This window comes from Cryobacterium ruanii, from assembly GCF_004404055.1.
GTDB lineage: Bacteria > Actinomycetota > Actinomycetes > Actinomycetales > Microbacteriaceae > Cryobacterium > Cryobacterium ruanii.
Map to the genome: position 1 here is coordinate 75355 of NZ_SOHK01000012.1, position 26472 is coordinate 101826.

The 26472-nt window shown below is 65.3% G+C and carries 28 protein-coding genes and 1 tRNA gene; 19 read left to right on the forward strand and 10 right to left on the reverse strand.

The window, feature by feature from the left end; all coding sequences use genetic code 11:
* The first annotated feature begins 96 nt into the window (after positions 1-96).
* Together E3T47_RS07515 and E3T47_RS07520 are read left to right on the forward strand one after the other, a co-directional pair.
* The gene (locus E3T47_RS07515; RefSeq protein ID WP_134555481.1) at positions 97-366 is read left to right on the forward strand and encodes a glutaredoxin family protein; all 270 of its coding nucleotides are present in this window, start codon (positions 97-99) and stop codon (positions 364-366) included.
* Entirely contained in the window at positions 363-662 is a 300-nt protein-coding gene (locus tag E3T47_RS07520; RefSeq protein WP_134555482.1) for a Dabb family protein, read from the forward strand. Before E3T47_RS07515 ends, E3T47_RS07520 begins: the two co-directional genes overlap by 4 nt.
* Before the next feature lie 171 nt (positions 663-833).
* Here E3T47_RS07520 and aspS read toward each other — a convergent pair whose 3' ends face one another.
* Positions 834-2147 (reverse strand): aspartate--tRNA(Asn) ligase, encoded by a 1314-nt coding sequence (gene aspS / locus E3T47_RS07525; protein ID WP_422386480.1) that lies wholly within the window; start codon positions 2145-2147, stop codon positions 834-836.
* A 102-nt stretch (positions 2148-2249) separates the two neighbouring features.
* Between aspS and E3T47_RS07530 the strand changes: the two genes are divergently transcribed.
* From E3T47_RS07530 to ccsB, 5 genes are all read left to right on the forward strand, one after another.
* Positions 2250-2894, forward strand: coding sequence for a histidine phosphatase family protein (locus E3T47_RS07530; RefSeq protein ID WP_134555484.1), 645 nt, complete (start codon positions 2250-2252; stop codon positions 2892-2894).
* Complete coding sequence (locus E3T47_RS07535) at positions 2891-3493, forward strand: TlpA family protein disulfide reductase (RefSeq protein WP_134555485.1); 603 nt, start codon at positions 2891-2893, stop codon at positions 3491-3493. The genes E3T47_RS07530 and E3T47_RS07535 overlap by 4 nt, the downstream gene beginning before the upstream one ends.
* Positions 3490-4251, forward strand: a complete 762-nt coding sequence (locus E3T47_RS07540; RefSeq protein ID WP_134555486.1) for a cytochrome c biogenesis CcdA family protein — start codon at positions 3490-3492, stop codon at positions 4249-4251. Before E3T47_RS07535 ends, E3T47_RS07540 begins: the two co-directional genes overlap by 4 nt.
* Complete coding sequence (resB, locus tag E3T47_RS07545; protein WP_134555655.1) at positions 4235-5911, forward strand: cytochrome c biogenesis protein ResB; 1677 nt, start codon at positions 4235-4237, stop codon at positions 5909-5911. Before E3T47_RS07540 ends, resB begins: the two co-directional genes overlap by 17 nt.
* 69 nt (positions 5912-5980) lie before the next feature.
* Complete coding sequence (gene ccsB, locus E3T47_RS07550; protein WP_134555656.1) at positions 5981-7024, forward strand: c-type cytochrome biogenesis protein CcsB; 1044 nt, start codon at positions 5981-5983, stop codon at positions 7022-7024.
* 82 nt (positions 7025-7106) lie between these two features.
* Here the strand turns inward: ccsB and E3T47_RS07555 are convergent, their stop codons facing one another.
* From E3T47_RS07555 to E3T47_RS07570, 4 genes are all read right to left on the reverse strand, one after another.
* A complete protein-coding gene (locus E3T47_RS07555; RefSeq protein WP_134555487.1) occupies positions 7107-8090 on the reverse strand; it encodes an o-succinylbenzoate synthase in 984 nt (327 codons plus the stop codon).
* A gap of 61 nt (positions 8091-8151) precedes the next feature.
* Positions 8152-8406, reverse strand: a complete 255-nt coding sequence (locus E3T47_RS07560) for a hypothetical protein (RefSeq protein ID WP_134555488.1) — start codon at positions 8404-8406, stop codon at positions 8152-8154.
* Positions 8403-8738, reverse strand: a complete 336-nt coding sequence (locus E3T47_RS07565; protein WP_134555489.1) for a DUF7882 family protein — start codon at positions 8736-8738, stop codon at positions 8403-8405. The genes E3T47_RS07560 and E3T47_RS07565 overlap by 4 nt, the downstream gene beginning before the upstream one ends.
* Positions 8739-8777: 39 nt before the next feature.
* Complete coding sequence (locus tag E3T47_RS07570; protein ID WP_134555490.1) at positions 8778-9734, reverse strand: sigma-70 family RNA polymerase sigma factor; 957 nt, start codon at positions 9732-9734, stop codon at positions 8778-8780.
* 247 nt (positions 9735-9981) lie between these two features.
* Between E3T47_RS07570 and E3T47_RS07575 the strand changes: the two genes are divergently transcribed.
* The 3 genes from E3T47_RS07575 to E3T47_RS07585 are packed head-to-tail and all read left to right on the forward strand — an operon-like array spanning position 9982 to position 13148.
* Positions 9982-10893 (forward strand): 1,4-dihydroxy-2-naphthoyl-CoA synthase, encoded by a 912-nt coding sequence (locus E3T47_RS07575; RefSeq protein WP_134555491.1) that lies wholly within the window; start codon positions 9982-9984, stop codon positions 10891-10893.
* A 15-nt stretch (positions 10894-10908) separates the two neighbouring features.
* Positions 10909-12123: an AMP-binding protein gene (locus E3T47_RS07580; RefSeq protein WP_241982059.1), complete on the forward strand. Its 1215-nt coding sequence runs from the start codon at positions 10909-10911 to the stop codon at positions 12121-12123.
* Positions 12120-13148, forward strand: a complete 1029-nt coding sequence (locus E3T47_RS07585; protein ID WP_422386479.1) for a 1,4-dihydroxy-2-naphthoate polyprenyltransferase — start codon at positions 12120-12122, stop codon at positions 13146-13148. The genes E3T47_RS07580 and E3T47_RS07585 overlap by 4 nt, the downstream gene beginning before the upstream one ends.
* Here the strand turns inward: E3T47_RS07585 and E3T47_RS07590 are convergent.
* Positions 13122-13421, reverse strand: a complete 300-nt coding sequence (locus tag E3T47_RS07590; protein WP_134555492.1) for a DUF4229 domain-containing protein — start codon at positions 13419-13421, stop codon at positions 13122-13124. The genes E3T47_RS07585 and E3T47_RS07590 overlap by 27 nt on opposite strands.
* A 72-nt stretch (positions 13422-13493) precedes the next feature.
* Here E3T47_RS07590 and E3T47_RS07595 point away from each other — a divergent pair, with 72 nt between their 5' ends.
* From E3T47_RS07595 to E3T47_RS07605, 3 genes are all read left to right on the forward strand, one after another.
* Entirely contained in the window at positions 13494-13973 is a 480-nt protein-coding gene (locus E3T47_RS07595) for a PLD nuclease N-terminal domain-containing protein (RefSeq protein WP_134555493.1), read from the forward strand.
* Positions 13966-15684 (forward strand): 2-succinyl-5-enolpyruvyl-6-hydroxy-3-cyclohexene-1-carboxylic-acid synthase, encoded by a 1719-nt coding sequence (gene menD / locus E3T47_RS07600; RefSeq protein WP_134555494.1) that lies wholly within the window; start codon positions 13966-13968, stop codon positions 15682-15684. Before E3T47_RS07595 ends, menD begins: the two co-directional genes overlap by 8 nt.
* 188 nt (positions 15685-15872) lie before the next feature.
* Positions 15873-16049, forward strand: coding sequence for a 2Fe-2S iron-sulfur cluster-binding protein (locus E3T47_RS07605; RefSeq protein WP_134555495.1), 177 nt, complete (start codon positions 15873-15875; stop codon positions 16047-16049).
* 8 nt (positions 16050-16057) lie between these two features.
* Here the strand turns inward: E3T47_RS07605 and E3T47_RS07610 are convergent, their stop codons facing one another.
* Positions 16058-17284, reverse strand: a complete 1227-nt coding sequence (locus E3T47_RS07610; RefSeq protein ID WP_422386481.1) for an isochorismate synthase — start codon at positions 17282-17284, stop codon at positions 16058-16060.
* Between the two features lie 84 nt (positions 17285-17368).
* On the opposite strand from E3T47_RS07610, the gene ubiE reads away from it, so the two are divergent.
* Genes ubiE through E3T47_RS07625 form a run of 3 tightly spaced genes read left to right on the forward strand, consistent with a single transcriptional unit; the run spans position 17369 to position 20606 of the window.
* Entirely contained in the window at positions 17369-18070 is a 702-nt protein-coding gene (gene ubiE / locus E3T47_RS07615) for a bifunctional demethylmenaquinone methyltransferase/2-methoxy-6-polyprenyl-1,4-benzoquinol methylase UbiE (protein ID WP_134555496.1), read from the forward strand.
* 22 nt (positions 18071-18092) lie between these two features.
* A complete protein-coding gene (locus tag E3T47_RS07620) occupies positions 18093-19163 on the forward strand; it encodes a polyprenyl synthetase family protein (RefSeq protein ID WP_241982063.1) in 1071 nt (356 codons plus the stop codon).
* 60 nt (positions 19164-19223) lie between these two features.
* Positions 19224-20606 carry an FAD-dependent oxidoreductase gene (locus E3T47_RS07625; protein WP_134555497.1) on the forward strand — a complete coding sequence of 461 codons (1383 nt, stop codon included), beginning with the start codon at positions 19224-19226 and terminating at the stop codon, positions 20604-20606.
* A 115-nt stretch (positions 20607-20721) separates the two neighbouring features.
* On the opposite strand, the gene E3T47_RS07630 is transcribed toward E3T47_RS07625, so the two are convergent.
* On the reverse strand, positions 20722-21210 hold the full coding sequence (locus E3T47_RS07630; RefSeq protein ID WP_092106423.1) for a YajQ family cyclic di-GMP-binding protein: 489 nt from the start codon (positions 21208-21210) through the stop codon (positions 20722-20724).
* 188 nt (positions 21211-21398) lie between these two features.
* Here E3T47_RS07630 and E3T47_RS07635 point away from each other — a divergent pair.
* From E3T47_RS07635 to E3T47_RS16545, 3 genes are all read left to right on the forward strand, one after another.
* A tRNA-Tyr gene (locus E3T47_RS07635) sits at positions 21399-21483 on the forward strand.
* 65 nt (positions 21484-21548) lie between these two features.
* Positions 21549-22385: an inositol monophosphatase family protein gene (locus E3T47_RS07640; protein ID WP_134555498.1), complete on the forward strand. Its 837-nt coding sequence runs from the start codon at positions 21549-21551 to the stop codon at positions 22383-22385.
* A gap of 182 nt (positions 22386-22567) precedes the next feature.
* Positions 22568-23740, forward strand: coding sequence for a M23 family metallopeptidase (locus E3T47_RS16545; RefSeq protein WP_134555499.1), 1173 nt, complete (start codon positions 22568-22570; stop codon positions 23738-23740).
* A 164-nt stretch (positions 23741-23904) separates the two neighbouring features.
* Here E3T47_RS16545 and E3T47_RS07650 read toward each other — a convergent pair whose 3' ends face one another.
* A complete protein-coding gene (locus E3T47_RS07650; RefSeq protein WP_174844650.1) occupies positions 23905-24687 on the reverse strand; it encodes a GTP pyrophosphokinase in 783 nt (260 codons plus the stop codon).
* Positions 24684-26384, reverse strand: coding sequence for a glycoside hydrolase family 13 protein (locus E3T47_RS07655; RefSeq protein WP_134555500.1), 1701 nt, complete (start codon positions 26382-26384; stop codon positions 24684-24686). Before E3T47_RS07655 ends, E3T47_RS07650 begins: the two co-directional genes overlap by 4 nt.
* Positions 26385-26472 lie beyond the last annotated feature (88 nt).

The window sequence follows — 26472 nt, forward strand, 5'->3', positions numbered from 1 at the left end:
AATGAGCAAAGCGCTAGCCCTTCGGGACTGGCGCTTTTTGCTGTGCGGCGGCCGGGCGCCCATCACCCAGGCTGGAAGTCGTCGTAGGCTGGAACAATGGCCACCGCACACCTGACCCTGATCGGCAAGCCCGGTTGTCACCTCTGCGACGACGCACGTGGCCTGGTCGGCAGCGTCGTAGCCAAGCTCAGAGTCGACCCGGCGGCGCCCATGATCACGTTCGAGGAACGTTCCATTCTCGATGACGCCGAACTGCACGCGCTCTACCTTGAGGACATTCCGGTGCTCCTCATCAACGGCAAAGTGCACAACTACTGGCGCATCGATCCCGTGCGACTGCGCACCGCCCTACTGGAGGTCTCATGACCATTCGCCACATCGTCTTCTGGAAGCTCAACGCCCTGACCCCGCGCAAGAAGGCCGAGGATGCCGCGGGCATTGTGGCCGGCCTCGAGGCCCTCGTGGGTGTCGTTCCCGAAATCCTGGGCTTGACGGTAGGACCGGATGTTGCCGGTGACGAAAACTGGGACGTCGCGCTGATCGCCGACTTCGATGACCTCGAGGCTCTCGCCCGCTACCAGAAGCACCCCGAGCACAAAAAGGTCGGGGCGTTCATCCGCACCGTCGTCGCTGACCGCCTGGCGGTCGACCTCGAGGTCTAGCCGCTCGCCGAGCTGCGAGTTTCCAAGGTCGAAAGTCGCCGAGCCGAGACTATTGGCTCATTCTTGGTTGAAAGAGGGCCAAAAAATCACGGCTTGACGTGAACCCACGGCTCGGTGCGGCTCGGTGCAGCACGGGCTGCGGCTCAGACAGGCCGGAAGCCGGAGGTCGGCCTACGGCTCGAGGCGAGTCGGGCCGCGGAACAGGTAGGTGACCTCGCGAATGGATGTCTGGTGCAGCATGAGCATCAGAACGCGGGCCAGGCCCATGCCGAAGCCGCCGTGCGAGGGCACGCCGTAGCGGAAGAAGTCGAGGTAGCCCTCGATCTCCTTCGGGTCCAATCCCTTTTCAATGGCCTGGGCCTCGAGCACCTCGATGCGGTGCTCGCGCTGCGCGCCGGTGGAGATCTCCGTACCGTTGAAGATGAGGTCGTAGCTCTTGGTGATCGACGGGTCGCCCTCGTGCCGCATGTGATAAAACGGGCGGATGCTGGAGGCGTAGTCGGTAAGGAACACGAACTCGTGCCCAAACTTCTCGGCCACATAGGCGGCGATCTGGCGCTCGCCCTCCGGATCCATATCGTCGTCGTCGCGGGGCACCTCGTAGCCGCGGCCCTTGACAATTTCCTTCGCTTCCGCCAGCGGGATGCGCGGGAACGGGGTGCTCGGAACGGTCACATCGACGTCGAAAAGGGCCTTGATCTCGTCGCCGTGCTTCGCCTTGACGGCGGTGAAGCCAGCAACCATGAGGTCTTCGTGCAGTTGCATGACATCGTCGTGGCTGTCGATCCAGCTGATCTCCGAGTCGATGCTCGTGAACTCGGTGGCGTGGCGGCTAGTGAACGACGGGTCAGCGCGGAACGCCGGCCCGACCTCGAAGATCTTGCCGAACCCGGCGGACTGCGCCATCTGCTTGAAAAACTGGGGGCTCTGCGCGAGGTAGGCCTTGGTCTCGAAGTAGCCGACCTCGAACAGTTCAGCGCGTGATTCGCTTGCACTCGCCATGAGCTTGGGGGTGTGCAGCTCGATAAAGTCGCGCTCGATCCAGTACGTGCGCAGTGCGTGCTCGAAGGTCGTTTGAATGCGAAAGATGAGGTTCTGCTTGGGGTTGCGCAGGTCGAGGAAGCGCCAGTCCATGCGCTTGTCGAGGCTCGAGTCGGCCGCGATCGGCGTCTCCGGAATGGCGGCCGATACGACGGTGAGGGTGGCCAGCTTAATCTCAATGCCGCCGAGCTTGACGCGTTCGTCGTGCTTGAGTTCGCCGGTGACGGTGACGAAGGTGCCCTGGGCGAGGCCGGATATGCTCGTGGCCGGTTCGTCAGCGACGACTTGGCCATCGGCATCCGTTGTGCGGGGATTGACCAGCTGCACGGCGCCTGATTCGTCGCGCAGCACGACGAATTGCACCTTTTTCTGGTCGCGCACCGTGTCGACCCAACCCGACACCGAAACGGTGCCGTCATTGAGAGCGGACAGGTTCTTGATCAATACGCGCGAAGTCACTATTCGAGTTTAGCCGGAGCCGCCCAGCGTCGGTCACGGGCAGCTCTCACGGCGGTTTCCAGGCTAGGCCCTCCGTAGACTGGGTGGGTGGTAGCCAGTCAAGTGCATCTCGTGCGTCACGGTGAGGTTTTCAACCCCGAACGCGTGCTCTACGGACGACTGCCGAACTACCGGCTCTCCGAACGAGGAGTGCTCATGGCGGCAACCGCAGCGGACGAACTCGTCGAACGCGGCCGCGCGGTCGTGCGCGTCATCGCCTCGCCGCTGCAACGCGCCCAGGAATCGGCAGCCCCGGTCGCCGCCGCCTTCGGGCTGCTGATCGACACCGACGAACGCATCATCGAACCGACGAATGCCTTCGAAGGCAAGCGGATGCGCGGCCCTGACGGCGCGCTGCGCGACCCCCGCAACTGGCCGGCCCTGATCAACCCGTTGAAGCCAAGCTGGGGCGAACCGTTTCGCGCTGTCTCGGCGCGCATGCTCGCGGCGATCGACGACGCCTGGAATTCGGTCGACGACGGCGATGTCGTGCTGGTCAGTCACCAACTCCCGATTTGGATGGTGCACCGCGCGCTGGCGCATGAACGCCTCGCCCATGACCCGCGCAAACGCCGCTGCGACCTGTCGAGCATCACCACAGTTTCCTGGCATGGCGACCACTTCGCCGAAACCGCCTACACCAGCCCGGCACTGGCCCTTCTCGAGCCGAGCAACGATGTGGGTGCCGTATGAACCGCCGTCTCTCTCCACTCGTCGCGCTGGCCGCAGCGGCTCTCCTGCTCGCCGGTTGCTCCTCCGACCCGCTCGCTGACCAGTACCGGGAAGGCTCGAGCAAGGGTTTCATCGCCGGCGACGGCAGCATCACCGAGATCGCCCTCGCCGACCGCGGCGAGCCCATCGAGTTCTCGGGCGTGACGGAGACGGGCGAGACCGTGACGAGCGTCGAAACGCTCGGAGAGGTCCTCGTCGTCAATTTCTGGTACGCGAGCTGCGCACCGTGCCGCGCCGAGGCATCCGATCTGCAGAGAATCAACGCGCAGTTCGAGAACGAGGGTGCGAGCTTCCTCGGCGTGAACGTGCGTGACCAGGCGCCGAACGCCATCGCCTTCAACGAGACGTACAGCGTGACCTACCCCTCGGTGCTCGACGTGGACACCGGGGCCATGCAGCTCGCCTTCAGCGGCAGCATCCCGCCGAACGCGGTGCCGACCACCCTCGTGCTCGACGCCGAGGGCCGGGTCGCGGCGCGCATTCTCGGCCAGGTCACCTCGCCGTCCATTCTGGAAACCCTGATCCGTGACACCATCGCGGAGAGTGGCACGACAGAGTGAACAATCCGTTCGGTGAGATCGTCTTCAGCGGCCAGCTGCTCTTCGCGATCCCCGTCGCGCTCCTCGCCGGCCTGGTATCGTTCGCTTCCCCGTGCATCCTGCCGCTCGTGCCCGGATACCTCGCCTACATCGGCGGTTTCACCGACGGACGCACCGGCACCTCCAAGCGGGACCGGCGCGGACGCAACCGGCTCCTGGCCGGGGTTGGCCTGTTCGTGCTCGGTTTCACCGTGGTGTTCGTGCTCACCGGGGTCGTCTTCGGCGCCGCCGGATTCTGGCTCAACTCCTACCGCGACCTGATCACCCGCATTGCCGGCGTCGTCGTCATTCTGCTCGGCCTGGTCTTCGTCGGCCAGTTCGGCGCCATGCAGCGCACCATCAAGACCAACTGGCGACCCAGGATGGGCCTGGCCGGCGCTCCCGTGCTCGGCGCGGTGTTCGCAGTCGGTTGGACGCCGTGCACCGGGCCAACCCTCACCGCCATCAACTCGCTCAGCCTCGGCACCGGTTCGCCCTGGCAGGGCGGACTGCTCGCGTTGTTCTACTCCCTCGGCCTCGGCATTCCGTTCCTGCTGATCGCCCTCGGCCTCAGCTGGGCCACCGGATCGGTCGCATTCCTGAAACGGCATATACGTGCCATCAACCTGTTCGGCGGGGTACTGCTCGTCGTCATCGGAGTACTCATGGTGAGCGGCATCTGGAACACCTGGCTCCTCGACCTGCAAGGGGTGATTGGCAGCTTTGTCCCGGCCATCTGACCACATCGATTCCCGCCCGCAGACTCCGCAGGCCGGCGTCGTTCAGCCCAAGCTCGGCCTCAGCGGCTGGTTGCGCTGGTTCTGGCGTCAGCTTACGAGCATGCGCACCGCCCTGTTTCTGCTGCTGATGCTCGCTATCGCGGCCGTTCCTGGATCGCTCGTGCCCCAGCGCAGCTCCGACCCGAACGGTGTCACCCAGTACTTCGCCGACAACCCCGACCTGGCGCCGGCACTGGACAAGCTGCAGGCCTTCGACGTCTACACCTCGGCCTGGTTCTCGTCGATCTACCTGCTGCTGTTCATTTCGCTCATCGGCTGCGTCATTCCGCGCACCAAACACCACTTCCAGGCCCTGCGTGCCAAACCCCCGACCACCCCGGCCCGCCTCGCCCGCCTGTCCGGTTTCACCACACGAGACGCACCAGCACAAACGGATGCCGCCACCGCCATCACGCACGCCCGCACCCTGCTGAAATCCAGCGGCTACCGCGTCGCCCGTTTTGATTCCGCGGGCGAATCATCGGTTTCGGCGGAGCGTGGCTACCTGCGGGAGACCGGCAATCTTATTTTTCACGGCGCTCTCGTGGGCGTTCTCGTCACCGTCGGTTTCGGCGGTGGTTACGGCTTCAGCGGCCAGCGCGTGCTGGTCGAGGGCCAGACCTTCGTGAACACACTCCTCGCCTACGACTCCTTCAACCCTGGACGGTTCTTCGACGACACCACGCTCGACCCGTACACGCTGAGCCTGGACGACTTCGCGGTCGCCTACGAACAGCAGAACCTGCAGGCCTATGGGCAGCCGATCGACTTCACCGCGGACGTGACCGTCACGCCGAAGGGTGAGGGGGCTGAGCCCGGCGTCGTCAAGGTGAACGGACCGCTGCGCACCAACGGCACGAGCATCTACCTGCTCGGCAACGGTTATGCGCCGACGATCACGGTCACGGCCCCCGACGGCACCGTCGTGTTCTCCGACTCGGTGCCGTTTCTGCCGCAGGATGCCAACCTCACGTCGCTCGGTATCGTGAAAGTTCCCGATGGCCTGGCCGAACAGCTCGGCATGATCGGCTTCTTCTATCCCACCCAGGACAAAGCGGCGTCCGGCGCGAACTTCTCGAGCTATCCCGATCTGGAGTACCCGCTGCTGACCCTCAACGTCTACACCGGTGATCTCGGTCTCGATGGCGGCGTGCCGACATCCGTGTATGCCCTGGTTACCGACACTCTGACGCGGCAGACCGGCGGCGCAACCGGTGTCGCCTCGATCGAGCTCAAGCCGGGAGAATCGGCCGAGTTGCCGAACGACCTCGGCACCGTCAGCTTCGTCGATAACGCCCCGGCCGCCTCGGCCGCTGGCGACTTCACCCAGTCTGTTCCGCGCTTTGCGAGCTTCGACATTCACCATGACCCCACGCAGGTCTGGTTGATCTCTTTCTCCGCGCTCGTTCTGTTCGGCCTGTTCACCGGGTTGCTCGTGCCGCGTCGCCGTGTCTGGGTGAAGGCAACTGCCCGCGCCGACGGAACCGTGCACCTCGAATACGCAGGCTTGGCCCGCGGCGACGACCCGGCCCTCGAAGCCGCCGTCACGGCGGTGGCCGACCGTCATCTCAAACTGTTGAAGACCCACCAACTCGCCGTAACCACCCCCGAATCGACTTAGGCTTACACCGTGAATCTGACTGACTCCGCACTGCTCAACTCGTACTCGCTCTACGCGCTGTACTCGGCGATGGCCGTCTACGCCCTCGCCTTCATCGCCTTCGCGGTCGACCTCGCCCGTCGCTCGAGCGCCGTCGGTGCAATCGAAGCGGGGGAGGTTGCCGCGGTGACCTTTAGCGAAGCGGATCCCGCCCTTCCGGCCGGCGCCGCGGCATCCGCTGGCAGCACCCGCACTCTGGAGCGACCAGTGCTGAAACGGCCCGTGCTGTCGCGCATCAGCGCTCGAATGGACAACGACGCGGCCCTGCCCTACGGCCGCTCCTCGAGCCTGCGCGTGGGAGTTGCGCTGACCGTGCTGGCCTGGGCCCTGCACCTCGCGGCCACCGTCATGCGCGGCTTCGCGGCCGACCGGGTGCCGTGGGCGAACATGTACGAGTTCGCCATGACGGGCACCCTGCTCATCATGACGGTGTTCCTGATCGTGCTGATTCGTTCCGACTTGCGCTTCCTCGGCACCTTCGTCACCGGCCTCGTCCTCGTTTTGCTTGGGGTGGCCGCCCTGCAGTTCTATGTGGAAGTGGCCCCGCTGCCGCCGGCACTACAGTCGGCGTGGCTGGTCATCCACGTCTTCGTCGCGTCGCTGGGCACCGGCCTGTTCGCGCTTGGCTTCGCGCTGTCGATCGTGCAACTGCTGCAGTTCCGGCGAGAAAGCAATGTGTTCGCTGCGAGCGAGGCCGACGCTGGCGAGCCGCGATCGGCGCTCGCCTCCGCTTTGCGCCTGCGCTTTCTCGCTACGCTGCCGTCGTCGTCGACGCTGGAGAACCTCTCGTACCGCATCAACATCATCGGCTTCATCCTGTGGACCTTCACCCTCATGGCTGGCTCGATCTGGGCCGAACAGGCCTGGGGCCGTTACTGGGGCTGGGACACCAAGGAAGTGTGGACCTTCATCATCTGGGTCATCTACGCCGGCTATATCCACGCCCGCGCTACTCGCGGCTGGCGCGGATCACGTTCGGCCTGGCTCTCGATCATCGGATTCACTGCCGTCATGTTCAACTTCGGCATCGTCAACGTGTTCTTCAAGGGCCTGCACGCCTACTCGGGCCTCTAACCGCCCTCGCGCGAAAGCGGGAATCGGTTGCTTGGACCGGGCGACTCAACCATTTTTGCGATTCCATTGGAGGGGTTTGGGGCTATTCGGCGGCGATCAGTGCGTGCGTGCGAGTTAGGCGGGCAAGCCACCAGTCGCGGCGTTCGGGGCTGGCCGCGTGCTGCTTGAGCAGCGCTGCATCGGGCGCGACCCGACGCACCGGGATGGCCCCGTCGACCGGCAGCAGCGGCTCACGCGTTACATCTGCAGCGAGCAGCGAGGCCGTGCCGAGGCCGCAGTCGAAGTACAGTCCGGGGACGGATGCTGCGAGGTGCGCGCCCATCGACAGCCCGATCGACGTGTCGAGGGCGCTGGAGACCACGACCGGCAACCCGGTCTGGCCGATGATCGATAACGCGGCGCGGATTCCGCCGAGCGGCTGAGCCTTGATCACGAGGATGTCGGCGGCACCGGCGCGGGCCACGGCCAGCGGGTCGCCGCTCTTGCGCACACTCTCGTCGGCGGCGACCGGCACGCTCAGATAGGCGGTGCGGTGCCGAATCTCGGCGAGTTCGGGCACGGTCATGCAGGGCTGCTCGACGTACTCGAGGTCGAAAGCGCTCAGCGCGTGAATAGAGTGTTCGGCTTCGTCGACGTTCCACAGGCCGTTCGCATCGATGCGGATGCGCCCCTCCGGGCCGAGCACGCGGCGCACCTCGGCCACGCGGGCCACGTCGTCGGCGAGGGTCTGATCGGGGCTGGCCACTTTCACCTTGGCGGTGCGGCATCCGGGAAAACGGGCGAGCACCCCGGCGACTTTCTCCGCGGACACGGCCGGCACGGTGGCGTTGACCGGAATGCTCGAGCGCAAGGCGTGCGGCGCACTCTGCCAACCGAAATCGATGGCGGCTCGCAACCAGTTCACTGCCTCGGCATCGTCGTACTCGACGAACGGGGAAAACTCCGTCCAGCCTTCCGGACCCTCGAGGAGCAGCGCCTCCCGGCTGTCCAACCCGCGAAACCGGTCAAACAGTTTCAGGGTGACGACGTGCGCGGAACCGAGTAGCTCATCCAGTGAGGGCATCATGTTTCCAGTGTGTCAGTCTCCAGCTGGGTAGACAGCCTGAGCCGCGCTGATCCTGTTCGCCCTATTCCTGTTCGTACCACTCGTCACCGTCATGGGTGTGATCAACGCCGTTCGGTTTGACGTTGACCATGGCCACGGCGATGCCGGGGGCGATCAGAAGGTAGGCGTCTTCGAAACGGCCCTCGCCGCTGTTCACCCGTAACCAGAAGGACAGACCGGCGGCGAGGGCACCATCGATCTCGACCTGGACGGATTCGATGGAACGGCCTCCGAGCGAATACGGTTTGCCGCCGTAGACGATGTCGATGCGGTTCATGGTTCGTCCCTCACGAAGTCGGATTGCGCGGCCGGCGAGCGGGGTTCCGGCACGATTTGCAATCCACCGGAGGAATTAGCCGTGGCCATGAGCGCTTCGATCCACTCGCGGTTCAGCGTGGGCGAACGACTGCCGAAATATTTGTAAGCGATGGGAATGCCGGGGTGCAGCCAGATCGTGCTTCGCCCGTCCCCGGCCTGCGGGTCATCGCGCCAGCTGAAATAGAACGACTCTCCACGTCGCAGTTTGGCACCGATCACAACCTGAATATGGGCCAGTACCCGATCGTCGAAATCCGCGGTGAGTGCCGAATCGTAGGTCAGTTTTCCCATGTCGCGCTCCTGCTAGCGTGCAATTGATGCGGCTGACGTTCAGTCCCTTAGATAGTGCTCCAGCCGTGGAACGTGCAGCAGTGCGAGGGCGCGCTTCTCAATCTGCCGCACCCGCTCCCGGGTAACGCCCTCAATGTGGGCGATCTGGTCGAGGGTGCGCGGCTCGTTGCCGTCGAGGCCGAACCTGGCCCGCAGAATAGAGCGTTCCCGCGGCGGCAGCGTGTCGAGAAAATAGCGGATATCCGCTGCCCGCAGGGTCAGCGTGGCGTGTTCGTCGGGTTGGGGAAGATCATCATCGATGATGAGCTCCGCCATGTCGCCCGCGCCGTCGCCAACCGGGGTGTGCAGGGAAATCGGTTCGTTGTCGTACTGCAACAACCGCAGCACATCCCGCACAGGAAGCTGAGCGGCTTCGCCGATTTCCCGTGCCGTGGGATCGCGGTCGAGCACACTCGTCAAGTCGCGCCGGATGCGCTTGATCTTGTTGAGCTTTTCGGCGGTGTGCACTGGGATTCGGATCATGCGCGATTTGTCGGCCATGCCGCGGTGGATGGCCTGCCGAATCCACCAGGTGGCATAGGTCGAGAATTTGTAGCCGGTCATAAAGTCATACTTCTCGACGGCGCGAACCAGCCCCATATTGCCGTCCTGCACGAGGTCCATGATCGGCACTCCCCGGCCGGAATAGTGCTTGGCAATGCTCACGACCAGTCGAAGGTTGGCTTCGATGAACTGGTTCTTGGCGCGGCGCCCGTCGTGCGCCAGCCAGGCCAGTTCACGCTCGTCGGTTGGATTGCCCGTGCCGGAGCTTTCGCTCTGCAGCAGCCGCGCCTCAGCGAAAAGCCCAACCTCGATGCGGCGAGCCAGGTCGACTTCCTGCTCGGCGTTGAGCAGGGTTCCCTTGCCGATCCGGCGCAGGTAGTCGCCAAAGGCATCCGTTGAAGCGGCGTTGTAATTGCCCGGTGCAGTGGTGCGGCGGGACGGTGCAGCGGTCATACGCGACTCCTGAAAGGTCGTCGTCATGATCGTTCGCCCCCGCACTTGCTCATGTTGCCGTGTGAGATATTCATGGCGACCTCCCCGTACTTTCCAAGTCATTTGTACACCCCCGTACGGGGTGGGCGGCAAGGGATTGACTTCTTGCTCGATCCACATTACCTGAGGTTTTTTCGTCTTATCAACCCTCGATATTACGAGATTCAGACGCCCCGAAACGCCGGCCGGCTCCGCGTAGGCTGGCAGCATGAGTGAACAGGTATCCGAAATCTTCGATGCGAGCCAGTGGAAGGCCGTCGCGGGCTTCGAGAATCTCACCGATCTCACCTACCACCACGATCTCAGCGGACGGATCGCCCGCATCGCGTTCGACCGGCCCGAGGTGCGCAACGCATTTCGGCCCCGCACCGTCGACGAGTTGTTCGCAGCCCTCGAAGACGCCCGCACCAATTCGAAGATCGGCGTTGTACTGCTCACCGGAAACGGCCCGAGCGCCAGGGACGGCGGCTGGGCCTTCTGTTCCGGCGGCGACCAGCGCATTCGCGGCCGTGACGGCTACAAGTACGCCGAGGGCGACACTGCGGCCGGCATCGACCGGGGACGGGCGGGACGCCTGCATATTCTGGAAGTGCAGCGGCTCATCCGTTTCATGCCCAAGGTGGTCATCGCCGTCATTCCCGGTTGGGCCGCCGGCGGCGGCCACTCGCTGCACGTGGTCTGCGACCTGAGTATCGCGAGCGCCGAGCACGGCAAATTCAAGCAAACGGATGCCGACGTCGGCTCCTTCGACGCCGGTTACGGCAGCGCTTACTTCGCTCGCCAGGTCGGCCAGAAGTCCGCCCGCGAGGTGTTCTTTCTGGCCCGCGAGTACTCGGCCCAGCGAGCCCTCGAGATGGGCGCGATCAACGCGGTCGTGCCGCACGCCGAGCTCGAGACGGTTGCGCTGGACTGGGCCCGCGAGATCCTGACGAAGTCACCCACCGCCATTCGCATGCTCAAATTTGCCTTCAATGCCGTGGACGACGGACTGGTCGGCCAGCAGGTGTTCGCCGGCGAGGCGACCCGTTTGGCCTACGGCACCGACGAGGCCGTTGAGGGTCGAGACTCCTTCTTAGAGAAGCGCGATCCCGACTGGTCGCCGTACCCCTGGCAGTATTGACATGAGCGGGGACTCGTGAGGTCGCTTCGCGTGCTCGCGCCGGAGCATCCGCTCGACTTTTTGGCGGTCTTGCGGGATGCACTCGCCGGTAGCGGGCCGGCCGTGCTGCCGGTGCCGGTCGGTGCCCTCACGGCGGAACCCGACGTGAGGGCTCACCTCGGGGACGTGCCCAAACGGGTCGCCGTGGTGATCGAGACCTCGGGGTCGACCGACACGCCCAAGCGGGTCATGCTCGCCACCAATGCCCTGCTGGCCGGCGCTGCGGCCTCGGCCGTAGCTCTCGGCGGGGCCGGACAATGGCTGCTCGCTCTGCCCGTGCACTACATAGCCGGGGTGCAGGTGCTCGTGCGTTCCATCGCCGCCGAGACCACCCCCCTCGTGCTGCCGCCTGGCCACTTCGACCCGCAGGATTTTCGGCGGCTGGCCGAGGCCATGACCGACCCACTGCGCTACACCGCGCTGGTTCCGGTGCAGCTGGCTCGTCTGCTGGACGCAGCGGATGACCCGGCGCTGTTGGCCGTGCTGCGTCGCTTCACCGCGATCCTGGTCGGTGGGCAAATGATCCGGCCCGACCTTATCGCGCAGGCGGAAGCTCTCGACGTGCGGGTGGTGCGAACCTATGGGTCTTCGGAGACCGCCGGTGGCTGCGTCTACAACGGTGTTCCGATCGGGGATACCCTCGTGCGCGTCGTCGATGGGCAGCTTGAACTATCGGGTTCCGTCCTCGCGGAGGGCTACCTCGACGACGAAGCGCGCAGCACTGACCACTTTCTGCTGGAGCACGGCGTGCGTTGGTATCGCACCGGCGACCTCGGCGGGGTCGATCCGTCGAGTGGCCGCGTCACGGTGCTCGGCCGGGCGGACAACGTGATCATTTCGGGCGGCGAGAAGGTGTCGCTCGATGCCGTCGAACGCACTGTGCGGGCATATCCGGGATTCGAGGAGGCCGTCGTGGTCGGCGCCGACGACGCAACCTGGGGGCAGGTTCCAATCGTGGTGGTGGCCGGGGGAGCTGCCGACGAGGGTCTGGCGGCATCCGTTGTGGCGATGCTGGGACGTGCAGCACGGCCGGCGCGCGTCGTGCGGGTGCCGGAAATCGTGCTCCTGGCTTCGGGCAAGCCCGATCGCCGCGCGCTGGCTACCGCCGCGCTGGCCGATCCTGCGCCGGACAGTAGCATGGAGGCGTGGCACAAGGAGCTCGGCCGGTCAGGCCCAAACAACAACGATTGAACCCCGCAGCGAAGCTGGCTGGTGCTGGTGCTGGTGCTGGTGCTGATGCCGGCACGAAAGCGTCCGGCGCGGCAGGCGGTAGCGGTAAGTCGGGTCATCCGGCCTTCAAGAACGGCCCGCCCCGCAAAGGACCAGCCGCTGTCAAGCCGGCCACCGCCGCCGACTGGGTCTCGGGCGCACGCCTGCGCACCCTGCCGCTCGCCATCGCTCCCGTGCTGCTCGGCACCGGCGCCGCCATCGTCGCGAGCGGCCCCGGGGTCTACCACCCGGTGCGCGCGCTCCTCGCGCTCGCCGTTGCACTGTTGCTGCAGGTCGGCGTCAACTACGCCAACGACTACTCCGACGGTATTCGCGGCACCGACGCCTTTCGCGTCGGGCCAGCCAGACTCACCGGCGGCGGCGTCGCCGACCCCCGCACCGTGTTGCGCGTGGCCCTCGTCTTTTTCGGCGCTGCCGGCGTCGCCGGCGTGACGCTCGTGGTGCTGACCCAGTACTGGTGGCTGCTGCTCGTTGGCGTGGTCGCCCTCGCCGCTGCGTGGTTCTACACCGGCGGCAAAAAGCCCTACGGCTACCTGGGGCTCGGCGAACTGTTCGTGTTCGTGTTCTTCGGCCTGGTGGCCACCGTCGGTACGACCTACGTGCAGGTCGGTGAATTCACCACCGAGAGCGTGCTGGGTGGTGTGGCCATCGGGCTGATCGCCTGTGCCGTGCTCATGGTCAACAACCTACGGGACATCGTGCCCGACAAAGCCGCCGGCAAGCGCACCCTCGCGGTGCGCATCGGCAGCACGGCTTCCCGGGTCGTGTTCTGTGTCTTCTTGCTGTTGCCGTTCGTCATCGCCGGATTTTTCAGTGTCTTCTATCCGCTGGGAATCTTCACGTTCTTCGTGTTGCTGCTGGCGCTGCCGGCCTGCCTCATCACGATCACCGCGACGACTGCGAAGGAGCTCATTCTCGCTCTCAAACTGACGAGCCTCGCGGCTCTCGCCTACGGCTTGCTACTGGGACTTGCCTTCGCGTTCTGAGTCGGTCTGTTCCTGCGTATTCAACGCCAGGTCCTCGACCTCTGAATCCGGGTTCACCGATTCGTTCTCTGGGTGCCGCGCTTGGTAGAGATCACGGGCAACACTCTCCCGTGACTTTCCCAGCAAGAGGTACGACAGGCACAATCCGAGCAGGGCGGCGATCACGGCCGCGGCCCACGGCCAGAATCCCAGGGACAGTAAAATCGCCAGCGGGACGGCAAACATCAGGATGCGCAGCACAGAGTAGTACAGCCAGGGGGGCACGGATTTCATGAATCCAGCTTAGAATGCCGCGGCTGAGCATCCGCACATGTCTCTCACGGCCAAGCGGCTTACAATCAAGCCATGCCCAAGCTCTTGATCGGACTAGGACTGGCCCTGGTCATTCTCACGGTCTATACCCTCGTGGATTGTGCCGTTTTCGACCGCAAACACATTCGCGGATTGCCACGCTGGGTCTGGATTTTCGTCATCGTGCTGGTGCCGCTGATCGGCCCGCTGCTCTGGCTCCTTGTCGGCCATGGACGCGCCACTCCCACCACCCGATCCTCTCGGTCGGTCGCGCCCGATGACGACCTCGACTTTCTGCGTGGCTTGAACGGCGGTAATGTCGCCACCGTTATCGGGGAGAACCGCCCGTTCAACGAGAAAGACCAGCAGGAACGCATCCGTCGCATGGAGCAGGACCTCGCAGATCTCGATAAGAACGACCCGACACCGAACAAAAGCGGTGCCAATGGTGCCGCCGACACGGCGGGCGTCGACCCGAAGAAGAAGAAAATCGAACCGGGCGAGGGCGATCAGCCTGGCCGGCGGGATGCCTGAGCAGAGCGCTTTAGACCAACACCGCAGTAGCCCGGCGACCGATTTCAGCATCGCCCTCTTGAACGAATTCGTTCGGCTGGGCGTGCGCGACCTGGTGCTCTGCCCAGGAGCACGTTCGCAGGCCCTCGCCCTGGCGGCGGCCGAGATGGAGCGGACTGGCAGTATCCGATTGCACGTACGTACCGACGAACGCAGTGCCGCTTTTCTCAGCATCGGCCTCGCCCTCGAAACGGGCCTGCCCGCCCTCGTCGTGGTGACCTCGGGAACCGCCGTCGCCAACCTGCACCCGGCCGTACTCGAGGCGCACCATGCCGGGGTGCCGATGATCCTGCTGACGGCGGACCGGCCGGCCGAGCTGCGCGGCATCCGCTCAAATCAGACCACCGTGCAGTCCGGCCTGTTCGGCGTCGCCACGCGGCTGTGCCTCGACGTTCCTGCGCCGGTCGGTGAACCCGATGAGGCCGGCATCGCCGCGGCCCTCGCGCGGCAGGCAATGGATGCCGCCACCGGCGTCGCCACCACCGCTCCCGGCCCCGCACAACTGAACCTCGCCTTTCGTGAGCCGCTGTCGACAGCGCTGCCGGCCGGGCTGACAGCGGTGACGCCGGTTTCTCGCATTGCTGCTGTCGGGTCGACCGATGGGCCGGCCATGGTGCTCGCGCCTGAGCTTCGCACGGTGGTCGTCGCCGGTGATGGAGCCGGGCCGGCGGCCGAAGAACTGGCTCATGCCGGTGGCTGGCCATTGCTGGCCGAGGTGTCGAGCGGCGCTCGATTTGGACCGAACCTCATCGTGCATTACCGGGAACTGCTCGCTGCGGTCGATCTCGGTGGTGAAGTTGAACGGGTGATCGTGTTCGGCCACCCCACCCTCAGCCGCGAGATACCGGCCCTTATCGCCCGCGACGGTGTCGAGACCATCGTCGTCGCCCCGACCGGGCTCGAATGGTACAACCCGGCCCACGCCGCGCGCGCCTTCACCCGCTCGATTGAAGCGGATGCGGCATGCGCTGCGGCCGCACGCACCCCGGCCGGCCGCGAATGGCTGGGCCGCTGGGTTATGACCAGCCGGGCGCTGGCCGAGGCTGCGGCCGACGAGGGGCGGGCCCCGCTCGATAAGCGTGGCATCACTCGTACCGAACTGGCCGTGTTGCGCGCGCCGCTAACCCGGGCGCTGCTCGTCGACGCGGTGTGGCGGGCGTCGTGGCCGCACGACCGGCTCGTGTTCGGCGCCTCCCGGCTAATTCGTGAGGCCGACAAGCGCGTGCCCGGTAAGAAGATCCGGGTGCTGGCCAACCGCGGCCTGGCCGGCATCGACGGCACCATCGCGACCGCGCTCGGGGTGGCACTCGCGAGCCAAGCCGGACCGCAGCCGAGCTCGGTCGGCGTGACCCGGGTGCTGCTGGGCGACCTTACCTTTCTGCACGATGTGGGTTCCTTGCTGCTCGCCCCCGGTGAGGTGGAGCCTCGACTGCAGGTCATCGTCGGCGTCGATGGTGGCGGCAGTATCTTCGACGGCCTCGAGGTCGCGGCGACCGCTCCGCCCGAGGCGATGGAGCGTGTGCTCTACACCCCGCGCAGCGTTGACCTGAATGCGCTCGCCGCAGCCTACGGCTGGAACTACGAGCTGGCCGCCACCCGCAGTGACCTCGAGCGCGCCCTCACGGGTGCCCCCACCCGTCCCTCTATCCTCGAGGTTCCGCTCGTTCGGTAGCTTTGTCTCGGCCATCGGGGGATCCACAAATTCGCCGAGAACACCCTGATCACGGCGTTCCGTACCGTCTACGCACCGGACATCAACCAGTCCGCCGCCGCACCCGCTCCAGGTCGCCTGCCGCAAGAGCCGCCTAGAATTCACCGCCCCGCAGAGGAGAACCTGCTCGACGCCCCCAATCCCACGGCGTGCCCATTCTCGGCTCCTGCCGCAAGGGAGTCTGCGGCACCTGTGAGGTACGGGTGGTCGAGGGCGCACCCGAACACCTGGACTCGGTGCTCCACGACTCGGAGAACGACGACCTCGGAGTCATGTACCCCTGCGTCTCCCGCTCGATGGCAGCGTCACTTGGGTTGAACATCTAGGCAGCGGGTTAGCCAAAGGCCTCGACTATCGGGCGAAACTTCATCTTCGTCTCGGCCAGCTCGCGATCCGGGTCGGAGTCGAGCACGATGCCGCAGCCGGCGTAAGCCGTAATGCCGCCGGTCGGGGCGACCTGGGCGCAGCGCAGGGCGATCGCCCATTCGCCGTCGCCGTCGGCGCCGACCCAGCCGACCGGGCCGGCATAGCGACCACGGTCGAAGGGTTCGAGCTCGCGAATCAGGTTCAACGCAGCGTTGGTGGGAGTTCCGGCAACCGCGGCCGTCGGGTGCAGCGCTGCGATCAGGTCGAGAGAGGTCGACCCGTCACTCAGTGTCCCCTCCAAGTCGGTCGCCAAATGCCAGAGGTTCGGCAATTTCACCGTGAACGGAATCTCGCTTGTCGCCAGCACCGAGGTGTGCGGTCGCAATGACTTGAGCACGCTCTGCACGGCGAACTCGTGCTCGTCGCCGTCCTTCGAGGAGGTCGCGAGGGTGAGGGCGGCCTCGCGGTCGTCCTCGGCATCCGCTCCGCGCGATATCGTGCCGGCGAGAACACGGGCGTTGACCGAACCGTGGTCGGCACGAATGAGGGTCTCCGGGCTTGACCCGACGAGACCGTCGACCGCGTAGGTCCAGCAGTCCGGGTAGCCGAGCGCGAGCTTGGTGATGGCGCGGCGCAGGTCGGACTCGGCCGGCACCCGTCCGACCAGGTCGCGGGCCAGCACGACCTTGTTGACCTGCTGGGCCCGAATGCGCTCGATGCCCGCACTGACCGCTGTGCGAAAGCCGTCGGGAGGCAGCGCCCCCGGGAGCAGCGCGATGCGATACTCGTCGCCGAGCGGATGCAGCACCAGCGGGTTCCCCGGGGCGCTCTGCCCGGTCGCCCAGATGCGAGTCACCCAGCACTGGCCGTCTTCGCGGCCCACGATGATCTCGGGCACGATCAGCACGCTGGTCTGCTCGGAGGATTCGGCGAAAGCGAACGCGCCGAAGGCGAGAAGCCCGGTGCCGGTGCGGGCGAGCGGGTCTGTCACGGTGGCCAGCGCGACGACCTGCTTCCACGCGGCCGCGGCATCCGTTATGCGGGTAGGGCCGGAGAATTCGAGCCGCAACGCGCAGCCAATGCCGGCCAGACCCTGGTTGCGACGCATCCAGAGCAGGGGCGTGCGGCTGTCGAGCAGCAGGATCAGTTGGCGGATATCGGCTATCGGGGAGGTTTCGACCGTCAAGGCCTGCACATTCACTTCTGTAGCCTACGCCCGCGTCTGTGTGCCCCGGCAACCGTGCAGTTTCAGCGGGCCTGCGCAACCTAGAATGATGGGGTGAATAGAGCAGACCTGAACAAACGGCCCGCGCAGGTGGCTGCCATGTTCGACGAGGTCGCTGCCCACTATGACCGCACGAACGCGCTGCTGTCGGTCGGCAACGCGTCGCTTTGGCGCCTCGCCACCACCAGGGCGGTCAACCCGCAGCCGGGCGAGCGCATCCTCGACATCGCCGCCGGAACCGGCACCTCGAGCGCCGCCCTCGCGCACAGTGGCGCCCACGTCGTCGCCGCCGATTTCTCGGCCGGCATGATCGAGGTCGGGCAGGCCCGGCACGCGCACAATGCGAACATCGAGTTCGTGCAGGCCGATGCCACCGCGCTACCGTTCAAGGACAACGAATTCAACGCCGTCACGATTTCGTTCGGACTGCGCAACGTGGTCGAACCGAAGAAGGCCCTCGACGAGTTCTACCGGGTGACCAAGCCCGGCGGCCGCGTCGTCATCTGCGAGTTCTCCACTCCGCCGCGGAGGCTCGTGCGGAACAGCTACTTCGCCTATCTCAACCACGTCATGCCGCGGGTCGTGCGGCTCGCCTCGTCGAACGCTGAAGCCTACGACTACCTCGGCGAGTCCATCGCGGCCTGGCCGACCCAGCCGGTGCTCAGCGGATGGCTGCGCTCGGCCGGATACTCCCAGGTCGCCTACCGCAATCTCACGCTCGGCATCGTGGCCCTGCACCGCGGCACCAAGCCCTGACCAACTCGATAGGCTGTCTTACGTGAAATCCAGAGCCCCCGTGACTCGACGCAGCGCGTCGGTGACCAGCCAGGCGGGTCTCGGCGAACGTATTTTCTCGACTTCCGCCGACCGCGGCCTGGCGGCGAACATCGATGCCGGCATCGAACAAGTCGAAACCGCGCTCATTGACGAGCTCGTCTACGCCAACGAAATCGCCACCGTCACCAGTCGTTACCTGCTTAACGCTGGCGGCAAACGGGTGCGTCCCATGCTTGCGCTGCTTACCGCGCACCTGGGCGATGGCGTGGTGCACGATGTGGTCACCGCGGCGACGGCCATCGAGCTGACCCACCTCGCCTCGCTCTATCACGACGACGTCATGGACGACGCCGACAAGCGCCGCGGGGTGCCCAGCGCTCAGACCGTGTGGGGCAACTCCATTGCCATCCTTACCGGCGACCTGCTGTTCGCCCGCGCCAGCCAGCTGATGGCCCGCCTCGGCGAACGCGCCATCAAGCTGCAGGCGACCACCTTCGAACGCCTCGTGCTCGGTCAGTTCCAGGAGACGGTCGGCCCGCGCGCCGGCGAAGACCCGGTCGAACACTACATCCAGGTACTCGCCGGCAAGACCGGTTCGCTCATCGCAGCGGCAGCCCAGGGCGGAGTGGTGTTCTCCAATGCCCCAGCCGAGTACGAGCAGCCCGTTGTGGACTTCGGCGAGAAGATCGGCGTGGCTTTTCAGCTCATCGACGATGTGCTCGACCTGTCGCCGCAGCCGCAGGAGACCGGCAAGGTTCCAGGGACGGACCTCCGCGCCGGCGTCGTGACGCTTCCGCTGCTTCGGTTGCGGGAACGCGCCGTGAGCGACGGGGCATCCGCTGATCTGCTGGAGCGGCTGGAACGTGACGTCATGACGGACGGTGCTGAGCAGGGTGAGGCCGCTGATGCGGCGATCACCGCGCTGCGTGAGCACGCCGTCACCGCCGAGACCCTCGCCGAAGCGCACGGCTGGGCCCGCGACGCGGTCGCCGCCCTGGCGCCGCTGCCGAACGGTTCGGTCAAGAAAGCCCTCACCCGATTCGCCGAGTCCATCGTCGAGCGCTCCAGCTAGACCCATTCGAGAGTGCGCCGGGGCTTTGGCCCGGCCTGCCCGCGCAGTAAGGAATCTTCCGTGACGAAACTGAGACTGGCCATCGTCGGCGCAGGGCCGGCCGGCATCTACGCCGCTGATATTCTGCTCAAGTCTGAGCGAAAATTCGACGTCTCGATCGACCTGTTCGACCACCTGCCCGCTCCATACGGTCTGGTGCGCTACGGCGTCGCTCCCGACCATCCCCGCATCAAGGGCATCATCACCGCGCTGCGCGGCGTGCTCGACAGCGGCGACATTCGCGTGTTCGGTAATGTGCGGTTCGGCGTTGACGTCACCCTCGATGACCTTAAAAAGCACTATAACGCGGTCATCTTCGCGACCGGCGCCGTGCAGGACGCCGACCTGAACATTCCGGGTGCCTCACTCCGCGGCTCGTACGGAGCGGCCGACTTCGTCAGTTGGTTTGACGGACACCCCGACGTGCCGCGCACCTGGCCGCTCGAAGCACGCGAGATCGCCGTGATCGGTAACGGCAACGTGGCCCTTGACGTGTCTCGCATGCTCATCAAGCATGCCCACGATCTGCTGTCAACCGAGATTCCTGCGAACGTGTATGACGGACTCAAAGCCTCACCGGTGACGGACGTTCATGTTTTTGGGCGCCGCGGTCCGACATCCGTTAAATTCACACCGCTCGAGCTGCGCGAGGTTGGCGAGCTGAACAATGTGGACATGATCGTCTACGACGAAGACTTCGACTACGACGAGGCCGCACAGGCCGCCGTTGCGAGCAACAAGCAGGTGTTCGTGATCGACAAGACGCTGAACCAGTGGCGGGCCCGCGCGACCGGAACGGCCAGCCGCCGCCTGCACCTGCACTTTTTCGCCAAGCCCGTCGAAATCGTCGACGACGGAACCGGCCGGGTGGCTGCATTTCGGTGGGAACGCACCGCAACGGATGCCGCCGGTGGCGTCGTCGGCACCGGCGAGATTCGCGAGATCCCGGTGCAGGCCGTCTATCGGGCGGTCGGCTATTTCGGGTCGGAATTGCCCGACGTGCCGTTCGACAAGAAGCGCGGCGTCATTCCGAACCGTGAGGGCCAGGTGCTGCGTCGCGACCCTTCGGCCGGCACCGGCGGGCTGTTCAACCAGCAGATGTACGGCGTCTACGCGACCGGGTGGATCAAGCGCGGCCCGGTCGGCCTGATCGGCCACACCAAGAGCGACGCGATGGAGACCATCAAGCACCTGATCAACGACCTCGGCAACTGGTGGCGCCCCGAGTCGCCGTCGGAGGAGAGCATCGTGGAGCTGCTCGACGCGCGCGGCGTGAAATACACCGGTCTTGACGGTTGGCATAACCTCGACCAGCATGAGCTCGGTCTCGGCGAGGCGGCTGGCCGCACCCGCATCAAGGTCGTCGACCGCGATGAGATGGTCGCCGTCTCCCGCGCCGAGTAGCCCCCGTCCCTCTTTCTGATCGGGCCCGGAAAATGGGCCCATGATCTAGCGTGGGCCCACGTCCCGAAGGTGTGCCCGGCGGCTAGAGACAATGTGGCCCGCGGCGCGCGGGCGGCTAGCGAAAGTTCGTGAACTGCAGGGCCACGTCGAGGTCCTTACCCTTGAGCAGCGCCATCACAGCCTGCAGGTCGTCGCGGCTCTTCGAGCTGACCCGCAGCTCGTCGCCCTGGATCTGGCTCTTGACGCCCTTGGGGCCCTCATCGCGGATGATCTTGCTGATCTTCTTTGCGTTCTCCTGGTCGATACCGGCCTTCATCGACGTTTCGATGCGGTACTCCTTGCCGGACGCGAAGGGCTCTCCGGCATCGAGGCTGCGCAGTGAGATGCCGCGCTTGATCAGCTTGGCCTCGAAGACCTCGAGGATCGCCTTCACGCGCTCCTCGGTGTTGGCCTTCATGAGCACCTTCTCGCCGCTCATTGCGATCGAGGCTCCCACGTTCTTGAAGTCGTAGCGCTGGGCGACTTCCTTGTGCGCCTGGTTAAGGGCGTTGTCGACCTCCATCGGGTCGACTTTGCTGACGATGTCGAATGTTGAATCTGCCATCCACCCATGATATCCGACCCGCGAGAGCACTCAAAGTGCCTGATTGCGCACGCCGTAGCGGCACTTTCTGCGCTTTGAAGGGGTTCAACGAGAAAGACGCCACCCGCTGATTTCTCGGTGAGGCGTTTCGTCTTGTATTGTTGAAACCGCGTCTCCGGTCAAGTGATTACACCTGGTCGGGAGCGCCTGGCGAGTTACCCAAGCGGCCAAAGGGATCTGACTGTAAATCAGACGGCGTAGCCTTCGTGAGTTCGAACCTCGCACTCGCCACCAGCAGGAGACAGGCAGGCCCCCGGGCCTGCCTGTTCTGGTTAATGCCCTGCCGGTAACGTGAGGGTATGACGCATCCTGCCCCGACCGAGTTGCTCGACCTCGCGCGCACCATCGCCCTCACCGCCGGCGCTCTCGCCCACCGTCGCCGCGCCGAAGGCGTTGAGATCGCCGCCTCGAAGTCGTCGCCCGAAGACATCGTCACTGTGGCCGACCGCGAGGTCGAGCTGCTCATTCGCGGCCTGCTCGCCGACGCGCGACCGAACGACGGCTTTTACGGTGAGGAATCCGACGCGACCGGCGGAACGAGCGGGCTCACCTGGGTGGTCGACCCCATCGACGGCACCGTCAACTACCTCTATGGCATCCCGTTCTATGCCGTAAGCATCGCCGTTGTGCAGGGCGACCCCGACCCGGCCAGCTGGAACGCCCTCGCCGGTGCGGTCGTCAATCCAGCCGTCGGCGAGGTTTTCACAGCATCCGACGGTTCCGGTGCCTGGCTCGGCGACCAGCGACTGCACGTCAATCACGACGTTCCGCTCTCGTTGGCTCTGGCCGGCACCGGATTCGGATACGCGGCGCCTCGGCGGGAATGGCAGGCGAACGTCGTGGGTGGCCTCATCGGCCACGTGCGGGACATCCGTCGGATCGGTTCGGCCGCTCTTGACCTATGCTCGGTTGCCTGCGGGCGTCTCGACCTCTATTTTGAACGCGGTCTCAACCCGTGGGATCACGCGGCCGGTGCCTTGATCGCGCGCGAGGCGGGTGCCCGGGTCGGCGCTTTGCAAGCGGATGCCGAGGGTCGCGACCTCCTCATTGCCGCCGCTCCCGGCCTCTATGAGAAGTTCGAACCGGTGCTGGCCGGGCTGTTCAAACGCTTCCCATACGACACGAAAGCCGAGTGAAACGTCGCCCATTTACCCCCGTTTGGGTGTGATTGGGCACTTTTCTCTGATATTCTCAGGTTTACGGGTTACCCTTAATCAATTCGTTATATTGCCATGTCGTCATTTGGCGTTTCTTAGTACAAATATCTGATCCCGTCCGCTACGCCGAAAGATGCACCTTGTCCCATCACACTCCATCCTTGGACACTTCCGTGTCCGGCGAGAGTGACGGCACCATTTTTCCACTAGAAGTTCCCGCTGCGCTCACCCGGCGCGAACTGCGCGAGCGTGAGCGCGTGGCCTCCTCCGACACGGCACGGGCCGACGAAGACGTTGTTGACGTTATTCGACTCAGCCCCGCCGCCGACCTGCTCGCCGCCGACCTGGCCGAACCCGATGTCGAGGCAGCTGTCCTCATCGAGACCGACCGTACTGTCGCCGCCCTGCCGATCGCCGCCGCCGAGCCCACCGACTACGACAAACTCCTGGCTCCCGGCGTGACACAGTCGATCCCGACCGTGATTCCCGCCGCCGGAGACCGCCCCCGCCGCCGCCAGCGCATAGAACACAAGCCCGGCGAGACCTTTGCCCCCGCGCGTGATTTCATTCCGGCTGGCTCGCTGAACCGCCGCACACCACGCGCACGCCCGCTCGGCAGCACTATGCGCAAGCGTGCAACCAAGGGCGCCTCGATTCTCGCCATGTCGTTCGTGGCCCTGATGGCCGTGGCGACGTCGATCCCCGCTGAGGCGCTGCTGTCCTCGCAGGACGTACAGGCATCCGCTTTGCAAGCCCAGCGCGCTCTGCCGGTCGATGAGTCCCAGAGCATGGATATGGCAGGTGGTGACACCATCACGGTCGAGCGCGACGGTTACGAGTCCACCACCATCGCCGAGGTTGCCGAGGCCAGCGGCATCCGCATGGAAGATACCTTCACCAACAATCCGAACGGCACCATTCAGTGGCCGTTCGCCGTTGGTGTGCACATCGGAGACCAGATCGGCTACCGCAACTGCGCCGGCTGTTCCTCAAACCATGGCGGGCAGGACTTCAACCCCGGTGTCGGCGCGCCGATTCAGGCCATCGCCGACGGTGTGGTCAGCCACGCCGAAGACGGCGAGGCCAGCCTCGGCGTACACATGATGATCGATCATATGGTCAACGGCGAGCTCATCACGAGCGTGTACGCGCACATGATCCATGGGTCGATGCTCTTCAAGGAGGGCGACGTGGTCAAGGTCGGCCAGGTCATCGGCAAGACCGGCAGCACCGGAATGTCGACCGGCCCGCACCTGCACTTCGAAATTCGCCAGGGTGGAATCACCGGCACTAAGATCGACCCGCTCGCCTGGCTTTACGCCAACACGAACTAACTCAAGCGCTCAGATGCGCCGGTCGGCGCGCGCAGAGTTCCTGCAAGTTCTTGCGTCCAAAGGTCGAACCCGCGGATAGACGCGAGAGTTTTTCTGTTTGCCCGCGAATTGTAGGAGTCATGCGCATTGGCCGGCGAAAATTCGCCCAAGTCGGGGCGCCAAGACTATTCCGGCTCGGTTCGGCCGCGCATGAATGAGTCGAGCAGGCCCTTCGGCAGCGGAAACGGCGGCAGTCCGTCGAAGCTGAACAGGTCGGCATCATTGGTATCGACGCTCTCGAGCGCCACGACCTGGTCGTGTAGCAGCTCCATCTTCACGTCGAGGCGATTGGCGGCATCCGCTGCCTGCCGCAGGTCTTCGACGAGCGTGTCGGGCACGGTGCCGTTGTACTTGTAGAAGATCTTGTGCTCGAGGCTCGCCCAGAAGTCCATGGCGATGGTTCGAATCTGAATCTCTACGGTGACCGGCTGCACGCGGTCGGTCATGAACACCGGAATCGCGACGATGAGGTGCAGGCTCTGGTAGCCGTTGGCTTTGGGCTGCTGAATGTAGTCCTTCTCGTGCAGCACCGTCACGTCGCGTTGCCCGGCGAGCAGGTCGCGGATGCGATAGGTGTCTGAGATGAAGCTGCAGGTGACGCGAATGCCCGCGATGTCCTGAATGCTGTCGCGGATGCCGTCCAGTTCGAGCGGATACCCCTTGCGGATGGCCTTCTGCAGGATGCCTTCCGGTGACTTGAGCCGCGAGCTGACGTGCTCGATCGGGCTGTAGTCGTGGATCGAGCTGAATTCCTCTTTCAGAATGTTGATCTTGGTGAGCATCTCGTCGCTCGCGAACTTGTACGACATCATGAACCTGGTCAGCTCGAGCTTCAGCTCCCGCATGGCGGATACGGTGGCCAGCGCGGTGCTGCTGGCGTCACGGGGGCGGTCGACGGCGTCAGTCATGCCTGAACGGAGCGCAACCAGGCCGTAGCATCTCCCGGCAGGGTGCGGCCCTCGAGGCCTTCGCTCGCCAGCAGCACCTCGCCGTCGGGCAGCTGAACGGATGCCGTTCCCGTGTTGGCCACGATCGTCACGTCGCCGTTGCGATAGGACAGTACGTCAGGGCCGAAGCCAGCGAGCCACTCGACCGTGCCCGAAGCGAGGGCGTGCTCCCGGCGCAGCCGCAGTGCAAGCTTGTACAACTCGAGTGTCGATCCGGCGACGCCGTTCTGCTGGTCTCGCGCCAGCCCGGCCCACTCGGCGGGCTGCGGCAGCCAGCTCTTCGCACCGGTGCTGAAGCCGAACGATTCGCCGGCGGCTTCCCACGGAATCGGCACGCGGCATCCGTCTCGCCCGTAACGCTCGCCCTGGGTGCGAAACCAGGTGGGGTCTTCGCGGGCATGATCGGGCAGGTCGACGGCTTCGGGCAGGCCGAGCTCCTCACCCTGGTACAGATAGCTCGACCCAGGCAGCGACAGCATTAAAGCGGATGCCGCGCGTGCGCGCCGCAACCCGAGCGCCGTGTCGGGCAGCCCGACCGTCTTCGGGCCGATGCCGTGCCCCTGCAAGTTGTCGCCGGTGAGGGCGAGCCGCGAGGCGTGGCGCACTACGTCATGGTTGGAGAGTACCCACGTGCTCGGTGCGCCCACATTGCCAAACGCTTCGAGCGACTCGTCGATGACGCTCTTCAGCTCCGCGGCGTTCCAGGGAGTCTCGAGGTAGGCGAAGTTGAAGGCCTGGTGCATCTCGTCGGGGCGTACCCATTTAGCCATCTGGCTGAGCGGGTCGACCCAGGCCTCGGCCGCGAGAACGCGGTCGCCGGGGTAAGCGGCGAGCACCTGGTGCCAGTCACGATAGATCTCGTGCACGCCATCCTGCGCCCAGTAGGGAGCGGTCAGCGGCGTCTCTGCCGTGATGCCCGGTTCCAAAACGGATGCCGGCGCCCCGCCCATACTGCCGCCCTCCGCGGGCGGCGTGTAATCGGGGAGGCCGGGAGCCTTGATCATGCCGTGCGCGACATCCACTCGAAAGCCGTCGACGCCGCGATCGAGCCAGAAGCGCAGCACCGCGCGGAACTGCTCGCGTACCCAATCGCTGTCCCAGTCGAAGTCGGGCTGGCTGCTGTCGAATAAGTGCAGGTACCACTGGCCGGGGGTGCCGTCCGGATCGGTTGTGCGGGTCCAGGCCAGGCCTCCGAAGACGGACTCCCAGTTGTTTGGGGGGAGCTCGCCGTTCTCACCCTTGCCGTCACGGAAGGTGTAGCGGGCGCGTTCCTCACTGCCCGGGCCGGCGGCGAGGGCCGCCTGGAACCAACCGTGGTCGCTCGATGAATGGTTGGGCACGATGTCGACGATGACCCGGATTCCTAGGTCGTGGGCGGTGCGCTGCAGCACCTCGAAGTCGTCGAGGGTGCCGAACAGAGGGTCGACGTTGCAGTAGTCGGAGACGTCGTAGCCGGCATCGCGTTGCGGTGACGTATAGAAAGGAGAGAGCCAGACGGCGTCGACGCCGAGGTCTTTGAGTTGGGGTAGTCGCGCGCTGATGCCGGCGAGGTCGCCCATGCCATCACCGTTCGCGTCGGAGAATGATCGTGGGTAGATCTGATAGATAACGGCTGTGCGCCACCATTCGGTGCCGGAAGTCAGTTTGGTGCCAGTCATCCTGAAATGTTACGGCATCACTGCTGGATGCCCGCAGCGTGGGGGAAGTGGTCCGGAGCGCGCTGTCGGGGTGATAAAGTTTCTAGGT

What these genes read in the sequence shown, in the direction of transcription:
- E3T47_RS07515 (WP_134555481.1), top strand. Translation starts at nt 97, where the DNA reads ATGGCCACCGCACACCTGACCCTGATCGGCAAGCCCGGTTGTCACCTC.
- E3T47_RS07520 (WP_134555482.1), top strand. Translation starts at nt 363, where the DNA reads ATGACCATTCGCCACATCGTCTTCTGGAAGCTCAACGCCCTGACCCCG.
- E3T47_RS07535 (WP_134555485.1), top strand. Translation starts at nt 2,891, where the DNA reads ATGAACCGCCGTCTCTCTCCACTCGTCGCGCTGGCCGCAGCGGCTCTC.
- ccsB (WP_134555656.1), top strand. Translation starts at nt 5,981, where the DNA reads ATGGCCGTCTACGCCCTCGCCTTCATCGCCTTCGCGGTCGACCTCGCC.
- E3T47_RS07555 (WP_134555487.1), bottom strand. Translation starts at nt 8,090, where the DNA reads ATGATGCCCTCACTGGATGAGCTACTCGGTTCCGCGCACGTCGTCACC.
- E3T47_RS07560 (WP_134555488.1), bottom strand. Translation starts at nt 8,406, where the DNA reads ATGAACCGCATCGACATCGTCTACGGCGGCAAACCGTATTCGCTCGGA.
- E3T47_RS07565 (WP_134555489.1), bottom strand. Translation starts at nt 8,738, where the DNA reads ATGGGAAAACTGACCTACGATTCGGCACTCACCGCGGATTTCGACGAT.
- E3T47_RS07570 (WP_134555490.1), bottom strand. Translation starts at nt 9,734, where the DNA reads ATGACCGCTGCACCGTCCCGCCGCACCACTGCACCGGGCAATTACAAC.
- E3T47_RS07575 (WP_134555491.1), top strand. Translation starts at nt 9,982, where the DNA reads ATGAGTGAACAGGTATCCGAAATCTTCGATGCGAGCCAGTGGAAGGCC.
- E3T47_RS07590 (WP_134555492.1), bottom strand. Translation starts at nt 13,421, where the DNA reads ATGAAATCCGTGCCCCCCTGGCTGTACTACTCTGTGCTGCGCATCCTG.
- E3T47_RS07595 (WP_134555493.1), top strand. Translation starts at nt 13,494, where the DNA reads ATGCCCAAGCTCTTGATCGGACTAGGACTGGCCCTGGTCATTCTCACG.
- menD (WP_134555494.1), top strand. Translation starts at nt 13,966, where the DNA reads ATGCCTGAGCAGAGCGCTTTAGACCAACACCGCAGTAGCCCGGCGACC.
- E3T47_RS07630 (WP_092106423.1), bottom strand. Translation starts at nt 21,210, where the DNA reads ATGGCAGATTCAACATTCGACATCGTCAGCAAAGTCGACCCGATGGAG.
- E3T47_RS07640 (WP_134555498.1), top strand. Translation starts at nt 21,549, where the DNA reads ATGACGCATCCTGCCCCGACCGAGTTGCTCGACCTCGCGCGCACCATC.
- E3T47_RS07650 (WP_174844650.1), bottom strand. Translation starts at nt 24,687, where the DNA reads ATGACTGACGCCGTCGACCGCCCCCGTGACGCCAGCAGCACCGCGCTG.
- E3T47_RS07655 (WP_134555500.1), bottom strand. Translation starts at nt 26,384, where the DNA reads ATGACTGGCACCAAACTGACTTCCGGCACCGAATGGTGGCGCACAGCC.